This window comes from Sphingomonas sp. Leaf28, from assembly GCF_001421685.1.
In the GTDB taxonomy this organism is placed as follows: Bacteria; Pseudomonadota; Alphaproteobacteria; order Sphingomonadales; family Sphingomonadaceae; genus Sphingomonas; species Sphingomonas aurantiaca.
The window spans coordinates 348,087-361,844 of the sequence record NZ_LMKX01000009.1 but is presented as its reverse complement, the minus strand read 5'-3'; the positions used below and the strand labels follow the sequence as shown (position 1 = coordinate 361,844).

Annotated in this window: 12 protein-coding genes; 5 read left to right on the top strand and 7 right to left on the bottom strand. The window is 67.2% G+C overall.

All coding sequences use genetic code 11. The features are described 5' to 3' along the window. The first annotated feature begins 24 nt into the window (after positions 1-24). From gltX to ASE79_RS14835, 3 genes are read left to right on the top strand one after another with little or no spacing between them, the layout of a single operon-like run. Entirely contained in the window at positions 25-1,515 is a 1,491-nt protein-coding gene (gene gltX, locus ASE79_RS14845) for a glutamate--tRNA ligase (protein ID WP_082445333.1), read from the top strand. Between the two features lie 25 nt (positions 1,516-1,540). Then, entirely contained in the window at positions 1,541-2,824 is a 1,284-nt protein-coding gene (locus tag ASE79_RS14840; RefSeq protein WP_056418127.1) for a citrate synthase, read from the top strand. Beyond that, positions 2,824-3,027, top strand: coding sequence for a hypothetical protein (locus ASE79_RS14835; protein WP_056418125.1), 204 nt, complete (start codon positions 2,824-2,826; stop codon positions 3,025-3,027). Before ASE79_RS14840 ends, ASE79_RS14835 begins: the two co-directional genes overlap by 1 nt. Here ASE79_RS14835 and ASE79_RS14830 read toward each other — a convergent pair. The 3 genes from ASE79_RS14830 to ASE79_RS14820 form a co-directional block, all read right to left on the bottom strand. Then, the gene (locus ASE79_RS14830; RefSeq protein ID WP_056418120.1) at positions 2,989-4,380 is read right to left on the bottom strand and encodes a sensor histidine kinase; all 1,392 of its coding nucleotides are present in this window, start codon (positions 4,378-4,380) and stop codon (positions 2,989-2,991) included. The two genes, ASE79_RS14835 and ASE79_RS14830, sit on opposite strands and share 39 nt — an antisense overlap. Then, positions 4,377-5,423, bottom strand: a complete 1,047-nt coding sequence (locus ASE79_RS14825) for a DUF2336 domain-containing protein (protein ID WP_235516953.1) — start codon at positions 5,421-5,423, stop codon at positions 4,377-4,379. The genes ASE79_RS14830 and ASE79_RS14825 overlap by 4 nt, the downstream gene beginning before the upstream one ends. Before the next feature lie 83 nt (positions 5,424-5,506). Further along, on the bottom strand, positions 5,507-6,688 hold the full coding sequence (locus tag ASE79_RS14820) for a hypothetical protein (protein ID WP_056418114.1): 1,182 nt from the start codon (positions 6,686-6,688) through the stop codon (positions 5,507-5,509). A gap of 260 nt (positions 6,689-6,948) precedes the next feature. Between ASE79_RS14820 and ASE79_RS14815 the strand changes: the two genes are divergently transcribed. Together ASE79_RS14815 and ASE79_RS14810 are read left to right on the top strand one after the other, a co-directional pair. Further along, entirely contained in the window at positions 6,949-9,234 is a 2,286-nt protein-coding gene (locus ASE79_RS14815; protein ID WP_200910389.1) for a hypothetical protein, read from the top strand. A gap of 101 nt (positions 9,235-9,335) precedes the next feature. Beyond that, positions 9,336-10,115, top strand: a complete 780-nt coding sequence (locus ASE79_RS14810) for an SDR family oxidoreductase (RefSeq protein ID WP_056418111.1) — start codon at positions 9,336-9,338, stop codon at positions 10,113-10,115. A gap of 137 nt (positions 10,116-10,252) precedes the next feature. Here ASE79_RS14810 and ASE79_RS14805 read toward each other — a convergent pair whose 3' ends face one another. The 4 genes from ASE79_RS14805 to ASE79_RS14790 all read right to left on the bottom strand — a co-directional run bounded on the left by ASE79_RS14805 (position 10,253) and on the right by ASE79_RS14790 (position 13,757). Further along, entirely contained in the window at positions 10,253-10,534 is a 282-nt protein-coding gene (locus ASE79_RS14805) for a DUF1467 family protein (RefSeq protein ID WP_056418108.1), read from the bottom strand. A 4-nt stretch (positions 10,535-10,538) separates the two neighbouring features. Continuing rightward, positions 10,539-12,176, bottom strand: coding sequence for a ribonuclease J (locus ASE79_RS14800; RefSeq protein WP_056418105.1), 1,638 nt, complete (start codon positions 12,174-12,176; stop codon positions 10,539-10,541). Positions 12,177-12,238: 62 nt separating this feature from the next. Then, a complete protein-coding gene (locus tag ASE79_RS14795) occupies positions 12,239-13,015 on the bottom strand; it encodes a type III pantothenate kinase (RefSeq protein WP_056418103.1) in 777 nt (258 codons plus the stop codon). Positions 13,016-13,025: 10 nt separating this feature from the next. Beyond that, positions 13,026-13,757: a biotin--[acetyl-CoA-carboxylase] ligase gene (locus ASE79_RS14790; RefSeq protein ID WP_056418605.1), complete on the bottom strand. Its 732-nt coding sequence runs from the start codon at positions 13,755-13,757 to the stop codon at positions 13,026-13,028. Position 13,758: the final 1 nt, after the last annotated feature.

Below are 13,758 nucleotides of genomic sequence, written 5' to 3'. Positions count from 1 at the left end.
CCTATTTGTCGCCGCCAAGGACGCATGCTAGGGCCGGCGACGGCTGATCCGGCCATCGTTTCTACAGTCTGGGAGCACCCGCGGTTGGGCGCAATATCTGATACGGGCACCGCCAATTCGGCCGCACCCGTGGTTACCCGTTTCGCTCCGTCGCCGACGGGGTTCCTGCATCTTGGCGGCGCGCGCACCGCGCTGTTCAACTGGCTGTTCGCAAAGGCGAACGGCGGCAAGTTCCTGCTCCGGATCGAGGATACCGACCGGGTCCGCTCGACCCAGCCCGCGATCGACGCGATTCTCGACGGGATGCGCTGGCTCGGTCTCGACTGGGACGGTGACGCGGTGATGCAGTTCGCCGGCGCCGAGCGCCACGCGCAGGTCGCGCACGAGATGGTCGCGAACGGCCACGCCTATCGCTGCTACATGACCAACGAGGAAATCGCCGCGATGCGCGCCGAGGCGCAGGCAGCGAAGAAGCCGCTGCGCATCCGCAGCCCGTGGCGCGATCGCCCGGCGAGCGAGGCGCCCGATCTTCCCCACGTCGTCCGCCTGCGCGCGCCGCAGGAAGGCTCGGTAACGATCGAGGACCGCGTCCAAGGGTCCGTCACCGTCCGCAACGAAGAGATCGACGATCTCGTCCTGCTCCGCTCGGACGGCACCCCGACCTATATGCTCGCGGTCGTCGTCGACGATCACGACATGGGCGTCACGCACGTCATCCGCGGCGACGATCACCTCAACAACGCGTTCCGCCAGCTGCCGATCTATCGCGCGATGGGCTGGCCCGAGCCGATCTACGCGCACATCCCGCTGATCCACGGTCCCGACGGTGCCAAGCTGTCGAAGCGCCACGGCGCGGTCGGCATCGAGGCGTATCGCGACGAGATGGGCATCCTGCCCGAGGCGTTCGACAATTACCTGCTCCGGCTCGGTTGGGGCCACGGCGATGACGAGATCATCAGTCGCGAGCAGGCGGTCGAATGGTTCGACCTGTCGGGCGTCGGCAAGTCGCCGTCACGCTTCGATCTCAAAAAGCTCGAAAACCTCAACGGTCACTACATTCGCGAAGCCGACGACGCACGGCTGGCAGAACTAGCCGCCGCACGTCTGGGACACGACCTCCCGACCGGCGGACTCGATCTTCTGACTCGCGCAATGCCGGTCCTGAAGCCGCGGGCAGCGAACCTGAACGAGCTGGCCGAGGGTTCGAATTTTCTGTTCAGCCAGCGCCCATTGGCGATGGATGACGCTGCGGCGAGCCTTTTACAGGGCGAAGCGAGCGCAATTTTGGTCAATGCCCATGCCGAACTTGACGCGCTCGACAAGTGGGATACGGAGGCGCTCGAAGGCGCGGTACGGCGCGTGGCCGAAGCCCGGGGCGTAAAGCTCGGCCAGGTCGCACAGCCGCTTCGCGCCGCGTTGACGGGACGCAAGACGTCGCCGGGGATCTTCGACGTGCTCGACCTGCTCGGGCGCGACGAGAGCCTGGGACGGATCGCCGACCGGATGGCGAGCTGATAAGATTTCGAGGAAGGATACAAGCATGAGCGAGACCGCAAACCTCAAGGTCGACGGCAAGGAATTCGATTATCCGGTGATGTCCGGAACGGTCGGCCCCGATGTCATCGATATCCGCAAGCTGTACGCGCAGACGGACAATTTCACCTATGATCCGGGCTTCACCTCGACGGCGTCGTGCCAGTCGAAGCTGACCTATATCGATGGTGACGCGGGCACGCTGCTGCACCGCGGCTACACGATCGGCGAGCTGGCCGAGCAGTCGAACTTCATGGAAGTCGCCTATCTGCTTCTCAACGGCGAACTGCCGAGCAAGGACGAGCTGGCCAACTTCTCGAACACGATCACGCGCCACACGATGGTGCACGAGCAGCTCGCGCAGTTCTTCCGCGGCTTCCGTCGCGATGCGCATCCGATGGCGATCCTGTGCGGCGTCGTCGGCGCGCTCTCGGCCTTCTACCACGACTCGACCGACATCCACGATCCGGCCCAGCGCGTCATCGCGTCGCACCGCCTGATCGCCAAGATGCCGACGATCGCCGCGATGGCGTATAAGTACAGCGTCGGCCAGCCGTTCGTCTATCCGGACAACACGCTGAGCTACACCGGCAACTTCCTGAAGATGACGTTCGGCGTGCCCGCCGAGAAGTATGTCGTGAACCCGATCGTCGAAAAGGCGATGGACCGCATCTTCATCCTCCACGCCGATCACGAGCAGAACGCGTCGACCTCGACCGTCCGTCTCGCCGGCTCGTCGGGCGCCAACCCGTTCGCGTGCATCGCGGCCGGCATCGCCTGCCTGTGGGGCCCCGCGCATGGCGGCGCGAACGAAGCCGCGCTCAACATGCTGCACGAGATCGGCACGGTCGACCGGATCCCCGAGTTCATCGCGCGCGCCAAGGACAAGAACGATCCGTTCCGCCTGATGGGCTTCGGCCACCGCGTCTACAAGAACTACGATCCGCGCGCGGCCGTCATGCAGACGACTGTCAAGGAAGTGCTCGGCGAGCTGGGCGTGACCGATCCGGTGTTCGACGTCGCGATCGAGCTCGAGCGCCTCGCGCTCAACGATCCGTACTTCATCGAGAAGAAGCTGTTCCCGAACGTCGACTTCTATTCGGGCGTGATCCTGTCGGCGATCGGCTTCCCGACCTCGATGTTCACCGTGCTCTTCGCGCTCGCCCGCACCGTCGGCTGGGTCGCGCAATGGAACGAGATGATCACCGATCCCGACCAGAAGATCGGCCGTCCGCGCCAGCTGTACAGCGGCCCGACGGCGCGTGACTACGTCCCGATGGACGCACGCTGATGACGACGCTCCGGCCGATCCTGATGATCGTCGGTGTGCTCTGCGCACTGATGGGTCTGCTCTGGATCGGCCAGGGGCTCGGATACGTCCATTGGCCGCAGTCGAGCTTCATGCTCGACCAGCGGCCATGGGCGGATCGCGGCGCATTCCTCGCCGCGTTCGGTCTAGCGCTGATCCTGGTGGCGCGCCGGATCCGCCGGTAGCGTCAACACGAACCGCGCGCCTTCACCCGGTGCGCTCTCGATCGTGAGATCCCCCTGCATCGCCCGCGCCAGACGCCGCGCGATGTACAGGCCGAGCCCGTTGCCGCCGGCCTCCGATGGATCGACCCGTTCGAACTTCTCGAAAATCCGCACTTGGTCCTCAGGCGCGACGCCCTTGCCCGTGTCCGCAACCACGACGGCTGCGCGACCGTCGATCTGCGTCGCGGTGACGATCACCTGCGCCCCACGTGGTGAATAGCGCACCGCATTGCCGACAAGGTTGACGAGGATCTGCAACACGCGCCGGAAATCGCCGAGCGCCGCGACGCGCACGTCGACCGCGGGCCGCGTGATCGTGACATCGGCATTGGCGGCACGCACCGACAACAGCCCCGCCGCGCGGCGGGCGACATCGGCCAGATCGATGGGCTCGGGCACGAGCGTGAAATCGGACCGTTCGACCGCCTGGAGATCGACCAGATCATCGACCAGTTCGAGCAGATGGCGCCCGGCGCTGGCGATATCGGCGGCATAGTCGGCATAATCGCCCTGCACTGGCCCATCGGCCTGCGCGTTGATGCTGTCGGCATTGGCGACGATCCGCGCGAGCGGTATCCGCAACGCCTTGTCGAGCCCGCTGGTAAAGGTCGGCGACAGCGTTTCCGTCTCGGCCGGCGGTGCGACATCGTCGACTACCATCCGCGCCGCGCCGACGAACCCGGCGAAATCGCCCGAGGCATCGTGGCGGACGCTCGCCGTCAGCGTCACGGCACGCCCCGAACTCCGCAACCGCGCAGGCTGCGCGATCAACGAGCGCCGGCGCGCGAGCGAATCGAGGATCGGCAACGTCCCGTCGGATCCGGTATCGAGCGAGAACATCGCCGTCAGCGGCTGGCCGAGCAGCGCGAACGCGTCGAAGCCATGCTTGGGCCCTGCATCGAGCGTGACGAACGTCAGCCGCAGCGCCGCATCGGTTTCCCACCGCCAGTCGGTGTCGCTGCCGAGAAACGCGTCCTGCGTATCGGGCGAGGCGCGTACCGGCCGCCATGCCGCGATCTCGCGCCAGCCGCTCACCGTCAGCCGCACATTCTCACCATCAGGTTGCGCGCGAACCCAGAGATCTACATCGGTCTCGTCATCGGCGACCACCACGCCGCGCGACACGACGATACCGAGCCGCCGCGCGAGCCGCGCGATCGTCGCGAGTTGCGGCACCGCCAGCGGCGCGCCGCGCATCCCGCCCGCGCGCTGGTTCAACGCGATCAACGCGGGGTCCGCGAACGACAGCGAACCGTCGGGCGCGACGATGGCGTGGGCGATCGGGCTTTCGGTCGAAGGGTCGAACGCGCTCATCGTCGTTCCGTACGCGCCAGCGCGCGCAACGCCATGCGAAAATCGCGGTTCAGTGCCAGCGGCGCGATGGACGCCCGCGCATCCTCAACGCCGATCGAAACGATCGCGTCCAGCGCGTCCGCAAACGCCTCGATATCGCGGCGCGGATCGGCTTCCGACAGCGCGAGCCCGATCCTGGCGATGGTCGGTCGATCCATGTCGAGCGCGCGCAAGGCGAGCCACAACCGGTCGCCCTCGGGATCGAGCGTGATCGCGCGCGCCTGATCGAACCCGATGCCCAGTGCATGCGCCAGCACCGCGACGAACAGCGACAGACGCCGATCACCGATCGATTCAACCAGCACCGCGGCCAGCTCATTGGGTCGCGCATCGAGCGCCGCCGCCAGCCGCGTGGCCACCGCATCGGGACGCTCGCCTTCGTCATGCGCCGCCAGACTGCGCTGTGCCGCATCGGTGATCGCGCGATCGCTGTCGCGTGCCGCGGCTTTCAAGCCATCGCGGATCGCCGCGGCCACCCACCAGACCAGCCGATGATGCAATTCCGCGGGCAGCTCGCTGCCCCCGACGGACCCTTGCTCGTTCGCCACCCGCCGCCGGCTTTCGGCGGCCAGCAGCGCCGAGGCCGCCGATGCGACGACGCTATCAGGCACGCCCGCCAACCGCACCAGCAGGCTCGCTTCATCGGGTTCGGCCACCTCGACCGGCAACGATGCCGCGATCAGATCATGGCGAACCCGCGCGATCAGTTCGTCCATCAGGTCTTCGTCGCGCAGCAGCCCGGCGCGCGTCAGCCGCTCGAGCACGGTCCCCGCCCCCGCCTTCAGCATCGCTTCGCCCGCACGCGTCGCGCCGCCGCCGACCAGCAGCCGCGCTGCGTGCCGCCTTATGTCCCACTCGATCGCCCCGACGATCGCGCCGAGCACCTGCGCCAGCAACAGACGCGTGCGGTCGTCGAGCCGCGCGTCCGCATCCAGGAAAAAGTCGGCGATCGTCCCCGCCAGCCGCGTCTCGGCGCGCAGACGCGCACGCTCGGCCCGTTCCATTGGATCATAGGACGGCATAGCGTCTTGCATCGTTGGGCCGGCCGACATGATCCGTGTTTAGCCCCCCGGTCGTTAAGGTCCGCCTAAGGCGCGCGACGCAATCGTTCGATCGCCGCCGCCAGCGTGGTCGTGGCATAGACCGCGGTCACGCCCAAACCGAACACCGGAAATCCGATCAGCGCGAACACCGCGACGACCAGCAGATACGCGGCTGGACTGCCCCACCACAGCCGGCGCTCGCGTTCGAGAATGGCGCGCTCCGCCAATCCGCCGAGCGCGACCGTCGCGGTCCCGATCGCCAGCGCGGTGTTGTCGCCCGCATAGCCGCTGACGAAGAAGGCGAAGACGAGAATCGCGGCCGCGACGACGCCGCCGATCGCCATCGTCTGCCAGCGCGCCATCGGTGCCTCGTCGCGAAGACCGCTCAGCACCGAACCCAGCGCCAGTGCGATACACCCGATCAACGCCAGCACCAGCCCCGCCGACGACAGGCCGAAGCCGATCGTCACCAGCCCGGCGACACCCAGCGCAAGCCCGGCCGCACCGACGGTCGTTCCCGCCGCACCGCGATCGACCAACAACGGCAGCGCCAGCCGCGCGATCGGCGCGAGCACGAACCGGTCGAACCAACCGCGCCGCCCCGACACGATCGTCATCAACACGGCGCGGCCACGTTCCTCCAGCGTCCGCGCCTGCCGCTCGATCCCGTGGCCGCCGCGCACCGCGTCGGTGGGCAGCAGCACGTGGATCGCACGCGACTGCACCGCCAATCGCAGCAGCGACGACTGGAGATCATAGTCCTGTGGGAGCGCCGCCACCTCGGCGATCCGGCTCGAACTCAGTCGCGCCACGCCGGCCCAGGCCATTTGCCCGCCGACGCGTTCGAAACCGGGCCCCGCATCGCTCTCGGGTACGACGAGCAGGCAATCCCCCTCCTCGCTCGCCATCGCCTTGACGATCGCGTCGGTCGTCACCAGCCCGTCGCCGAGCATCAGGACGCGCGCGAGCGGGTGCAATTTCTCCACCGCCTCGGTCGCGGAGCGCACCGTATCGACGCTCACGCCACGCCGGCCGATGCGGTTGATCGCACCGAGCAATTCGGGCGTCATGCGCGCAACGACGACGATCACCTGCGACACACCGGCCGCGATCAGCAACCGCGCCTGATACTCGATAAGGGTGACGCCGCTGAACGGCAGCGTCGCAGCCAGACGATCAGGGCGATCGTCGGCGTCATGAATTGCAAATAAAAGGCCGGCAAGCATCGCTGGCTGTTAGGCCGTACGCGTCGTCCTGCAAAGCCCGCGTTCGGCCGAACCACCGTGCGCCGCGGTTCGGTTCGACGTGAGGCCCGCAAAATAGGGCCGAGAAAGCGCTCTGGACTCGCGCGACCACGTCTAGGCCGCCGCTATGATAGGCCGTGCCGCCCTCATTACCCGATGGATGCGTAACGGATCGTCGCATCATCCGTTTTGTCCGGCCGCAAACCGTGATACCCCCAATGTTCATGAACGGGGGTTCGTCAATGATCGGGTTTCGTGCGGCGGCAGGCAATGCCCATCCCATTCGCGCGGACATCGTGATGGATCCGGTGATAGAAGACATGTCCGAAACCGTCGCTGAACATCAATACGACGAGGTTTATCAAGAGCCTGCACCTGAACGTGGCGCGCTGTACGCCGGCATCGCCGTCGCGATCGTGGTCGTCTGGCTTGCCGCGATGCTGTGGATCGCGCGCGGTGCGCTTGTGACGGTTGAGCCCATCGCGCTCGTCCAGTTCATCGCCGCGCTCTGCGTCGTGCCGGCGCTTGTCGGGATCGTCTGGTTGCTCGCGATGCGAACCAGCCGCGCCGAGGCGCACAGGTTCGGCATCACCGCGCAGGCGATGCGCGACGAGGCGGCCAGCCTGGAGCGCACCGTCGCCGCGCTGTCAAACACCATCGACGCAAACCGCGCGCAGCTTGCACAGCAGCTCGACGCGCTGATGGCGATGGGCGGCGGCGCGACCGAGCAGCTTGCGGCGATCGGTCGCGGCATGGTCTCCGAAATCGACCAGGCCGCCGCGCACGCGCGCAATCTCGCGACCTCGACCGCCGGCGCGCAGACCAGCCTCGGCGTCCTGATCGCCACTCTCCCCCGCGCGCAGGCGGATATCGACGACGTCGCCAAGCGCCTCGAACGCACCGGTCTGTCGGCGAGCGAACACGCCGCCGCTCTCGACGCGCAGATCGTCGCGCTCGCCGAACGCGGTCGTGAGGCCGATACGATGGCCAGCGGCGCGGCGCAGCGCCTCGCCGCGCATATCGTCCGCATGGAGGCGACCAGCCAGACCGCGGGCGCGCATCTCGAATCGGTCACCGATGGCATGTCCGGCGCGGTCGACGCGCTGCTCAACCGCACCGCCGACGCGGTCGACGAAGCACGCAAAGGTATCGCCGCACAGGGCGACGCGATGCTGGCGATGGTCGGCGCGAACCAGGCGGCACTCGACAGCGCCGCACGCGACAGTGCCGAAGCGCTCGCCCGCCGCATCGCCACCGTCGAAGATGCGATCGAGCGCGTTGCGATCCGCCTCGACCTGCAACGCGGTGCGGGTGAGCGGATCGTCGACGATCTCCACACCGGGCTCGGCGAAGTCGAGGCGCGGATCGAGGCGCTCCATACCCACGGCACCGAACGCACCCGCGGCCTCGCCGCATCGATCAGTGCGCTCGGCGGATCGGCAGATGCGATGACCGAAGCGTTGCGCGCCGGCGACGCGATGGCGCACCGGACGATCACGACGACCGAGACGCTGCTGGTCGCGCTGGACGCGGCCGCGCGCGAGATCGACGAGACGATGCCCGAGGCGCTCGGCCGGCTCGATTCGCACGTTCTCGCGAGCAAGAGCATCGTCGTCTCGGCCCGCCCCGACCTGCTCGCGCTCGTCACCGCGGCGGAGAGCACGCACGACGCGATCGAGGCGATCGCGGGGGTCATCGGCGAACAGCGCCATGTTCTCGATACGCTGTCGACCGACCTGCTCAACACGCTCAATACCGGCCGCGCCAAGGCGGATGCACTCGGCCAGATGGTAGACGAGGCAATCGGCCGTACGCAGCATTTCGCCGAAGACGCCGCGCCGCAGTTGATCGAGGCACTGCACAGGGTCCGCGAAACCGCGACGGTCGCCGCCGACAAGGCGCGCGAGACGCTCTCGAAGGTCATCCCCGAAGCCGCAGCCGCGCTCGGCGCCGCGAGCGCCGACGCGATGCGCCGCGCAACGAACGATACCGTCGAACGCCAGGTCCGCGCGCTCACCGACGCCACCGACGCGGCCGTCGACGCCGCAACCGGCGCGACCGAGCGGTTGGCGCGCGAAGTGCAGGCGATCGTCGACTCGACCGCGATCGTCGAAACACGGATCGAAGAGGCGCGCACCGAACGCGAGGAGGCGGACAGCGATACCTTCGCGCGCCGCGTGTCGCTGCTGATCGAATCGCTCAATTCGGCCTCGATCGACATCACCAAGGCGATCGCGCCCGAAATCTCGGACAGCGCATGGGGCGCGTATCTCAAGGGCGATCGCGGCGTCTTCACGCGGCGCGCCGTCCGCATCCTCGACGCGAGCGAGGTACGCGAGATCGCCGGCCTCTACGACGACGACGACACGTTCCGCGAAATGGTCAACCGCTACATCCACGACTTCGAAGCGATGCTCCGCGCGATCCTGACGCAGCGCGACGGGTCGCCGCTCGGCGTGACGCTGTTGTCGTCGGACATGGGCAAGCTGTACGTGGCGCTCGCGCAGGCGATCGAGCGGCTGCGCTAAGCCTTACCAACCAGAAGTTTTCGAAATGATCCAGCGCCACCGCTGACGCGGCCCTCGCCAGCGGAGCACTCCGCCGACCGGACTCAGGTTTCGAGACTCCTATGCCAAGATTGATCACCAAGACGTGCGTCGTCACCGGCGCAGCGCGTGGCATCGGCCGCGCCATCGCCGAGCGCTTCCATGACGAGGGCGCGGACGTCATCCTGACCGATATCGACGAGACCGCCGGCCTGCAGGCCGCCGCGGCGATCGGGTGCCGCTTCCAAAGACTCGATGTCCGGGACGAGGCCGACTGGCAGCGACTGGCGGACTACGTCCCGATCGTCGACGTGGTCGTCAACAATGCGGGTGTGACGGGTTTCGAGGGCGGCATGGGCCCCCACGATCCCGAGCATGCGAGCCTGACGGACTGGCGCGCGGTCCATGCGGTCAATCTCGACGGCACGTTTCTCGGCTGCCGTTATGCGATCGGTGCGATGAAAGCGGCGGGTAATGGCGCGATCATCAACATCTCGTCGCGCTCAGGACTCGTCGGCATCCCCCTCGCCGCCGCCTATGCGTCGTCCAAGGCGGCGATCCGCAATCATAGCAAGACGGTGGCGCTCTACTGCGCACAGCAAGGGTGGAAGATCCGCTGCAACTCGGTGCATCCCGCCGCGATCCTCACGCCGATGTGGGAGCCGATGCTGGGCACCGGCCCCGACCGCGAGGCACGGATGCAGGCGCTGGTGGCCGATACGCCGCTCAAGCGCTTCGGCATGCCGGACGAGGTCGCCGCCGTCGCGGTCATGCTCGCCTCCGACGAGGCGACGTATATCACGGGTACCGAGATCAACATCGACGGCGGCCTGCTGGCCGGCTCGGCCGCGTCGCCGGGGTGATAACCCTCCCTAATCCTCCCCCGCAAGGGGGAGGTGGCACCGAAGGTGACGGAGGGGGAGGACACGGAACAGAGGTTTGCGCCTACCGCCCCCCCCGTCTGGCAAGTGCCAGCCACCTCCCCCTGGCGGGGGAGGATTTAGCGGGTCACCATATTCCCGCGGTCGAACAGATCGACGCTCTGCGGCGTGATCCACCCATAATAATAATTGAGCTGGAACAGCACGAACAACACCGTCGCCACCACCGTCACGCGCAACGCCGTCCGCCCCGACCGAAACTCATCCGGCGCACTCTCAGCCTGACCGGGGACGAGTTCGCCCCCGGCCTCCGGCGTCGTGCGCACGCCGAACGGCAGGACCAGGAACACCGAGAACGCCCAGAACAGGACGTAGATCGCAAGTGCCGAGGTCCAGCGCACGGGATCAGCCCTCGATCAACAGGACGTCGACGATCGGCTGCTTGCCCGTCCAGCGCTTGGCGACCTTGCGCACCGCGAGCCGGATCTGCTCGCGCATCTTGTCGCTTTCGCGCTTGCCGCCGCGCACCGTGTCGCCCGCCGCCTGGACCGCGTCTGTGATGAACGCCGCACGGTCTTCCTCGACCGGCACGCCCTGCACGCGCACCTGCGGCTGGCCGACCATCCGGCCGTCCTTGCCGAGCGCGACCGCGACCGAGATCTGGCCGTTGACCGCAAGCTTGCGGCGCTCGGCGATCGTCGCGCCGTCGGCGGGCAGGATCACGTCGCCATCGAGCACGAGACGCCCGACGGTCGCGTTGCCGATCTTCACCGGGCCCTTGGGCGCCAGCCGCACGATGTCGCCATTGCTCTGCACCAGCGCGCGCGGGATCCCCTGCTCAAGACCAAAGCGCGCATGCTCCATCATGTGGCGCATCTCGCCATGCGTCGGGATCAGCACATCGGGGCGCAACCAGTCATACATCTGCGCAAGCTCGGGCCGACCCGGATGCCCCGAGACATGGACGTGCGCCTGCCGCTCGGTGATCATGCGGATGCCCTTGGCCGCCAGCGTGTTCTGGATGCGGCCGATCTGGACCTCGTTGCCCGGGATCTGCTTCGACGAGAAGATCACCGTGTCGTCGGCCTCGAGCGTGATCGTGTGGCTGCCATTGGCGACACGCGCCAGCGCCGCGCGCTCCTCGCCCTGCCCGCCGGTGGCGATGATCAGCACCTTGTTCTTGGGCAGGCGCATCGCCTCGTCGGGGCTGATCGTGTCGGGGAAGTCCTTGAGATAGCCCGTGGCGCGCGCGACCTTGATGATCCGGTCGAGCGAACGACCCGTGACGCACAGCTTGCGCCCGGTTTCCTTGGCGACTTCGCCGAACGTGTGCAGACGCGCCGCGTTCGACGCGAAGCTGGTGATCATCACCCGCCCCTTGGCCTTGCTCACTTCCTCGAACAGACCCTTGCGCACGGTGCTCTCGCTGCCCGACGCCTTGTCGTTGAGGATGTTGGTCGAATCGCAAACCAGGACGTCGACGCCCTTGTCGCCGATCGCCATGAAGCCCTCGGGCTTGGTCGGGTTGCCGATGACCGGCGTCGCATCGAGCTTCCAGTCGCCGGTGTGGAACACGCGGCCAAAGGGCGTATCGATCAGCAGCGCGTTCGCCTCGGGGATCGAATGCGACATCTCGACGAAGGTGAAGCCGAACGGCCCGAGCTGGAAGTTGCCGCCCATCGGGATCATCTTGAGCTTCACGCGGTTGGCGATGCCCTCTTCCTCGAGCTTGCCGCGGATCAGCCCCATGGTGAAAGGGGTCGCGTAGATCGGCACGCCAAGGTCTTCGGCGAGATACGGCAGCGAGCCGATATGATCCTCATGCCCGTGCGTGATGACGATGCCGAGCAGGTCGTCGATCCGGTCCTCGATAAAGGACAGGTCGGGCAGGATCACGTCGACGCCGGGATATTGCGGATCGGCAAAGGTGATGCCGAGATCGACCATCACCCACTTGCCCTGGCAGCCGTACAGGTTGACGTTCATGCCGATTTCGCCGGAGCCGCCAAGGCCACAGAAAAGCAGTTCGTTCTTCGGAGTCATTGATTACTTTCAGGATTACACAGGAATATGGCCCTCAGGCCGGTGGCGCGAGCCAAATGGCCCTAGATATGGTGACGGTCCCACATCATCGCCAGCCCCTGGATCGTCAGGTCGGCTTCGATGACGTCGAACACGTCGGTCTGTTTCTCGAATAAGGTGGCAAGGCCGCCGGTGGCGACGACCTTCACGGGGCGGCCGATCTCGCGCTTCATCCGCGCGACCAGCCCCTCGATCATCGCCACATAGCCCCAGTAGATGCCGATATGCATCTGCGAGACGGTGTTGAGCCCGATGACGCTCGTATCGGTCGGCGCCTCGATCGCGATGCGCGGCAACTTGGCCGCCGCGGTAACGAGTGCGTCGAGCGACAGGTTGATCCCTGGCGCGATGATCCCGCCCTTGTACGCGCCGCTATAGTCGACGACGTCGAACGTGGTCGCGGTGCCGAAATCGATGACGATCAGGTCGCCGGCATGCAGCGCATGCGCCGCGATCGTGTTGACCGCACGGTCCGCGCCGAGCGAGGCTGGCTCGTCGACATCGATCGCGATGCCCCATTCAACGGGGGCGTGCCCCGCGATCAGCGCGTCGGTGCCGAAGTATTTGGACGCGAGCACCTGGAGGTTGTGGAGCGCGCGCGGCACGACGGTGGCGACGATCACGCCCTTGACCGCGGTCCGATCATGCCCGCCGAGCTGCATCAGCTGGCTCAGCCACACCGCATATTCGTCCGCCGTGCGGCGAGGATCGGTCGCGATCCGCCAGCGCGCGACAATCTCGCCCCTTTCGACGAGCGCGAACACGACATTGGTATTGCCGGCATCGATCGCGAGCAGCATCAGCGGGGCCTCAAAGCAGGAAGACGTCGGCAGCGTGAATGACACGCCGCTCACCAGACGCCAAGCGGAGGATGAGCGCGCCGTCGGTGTCGAGCCCGACGAACAGGCCATCGATGCCGCTCCCGTCGGGCAGCCGTGCGGTCAATGCGGTGCCGGCCGGGTGCGCACAATCGACCCAGCGCTCACGCACCGGCGCGATGCCCTCGGTCCGCCAGCGCCCCATCCAGCGCGCAAAACTGTCGGCGAGAATATCGAGGAACATCCCCGGATCGACCACCACGCCATGCGACGCAAGGTCGGTCGTCAAGCGGTCGGGAAGATCGGGATGATGCGCGATGTTGACGCCATAGCCTATGATCACCGCATCGCCCGACCGTTCGAGCAGGACGCCCGACAGCTTGGCTTCCGCGAGCAGCAGGTCGTTCGGCCATTTGAGCACCAGCGTGGCACTCGCGTCGGTCGTGCCCTGGCAGATGCCGGCGACCAGGAAGGTCGACACGGTCTCCTGCAGCGCGACCGCGGCGACCAGCGCGAGGCTGGCGGCCGGCGGGTCGGTCGGGCGCAAACGGACGAGCGTGCTCGCGTAGAGGTTACCCTCGGGCGATTGCCACTCGCGGCCGAGACGCCCCCGCCCCGCAGTCTGCCGGATCGCACGCAGCCAAAGGCCGTCTTCGGCACCGCCGCGTGCGAGCTCCAGCAGGTCGGCGTTGGTCGATCCTGTTTCCGCGACGGTGCGGATGATG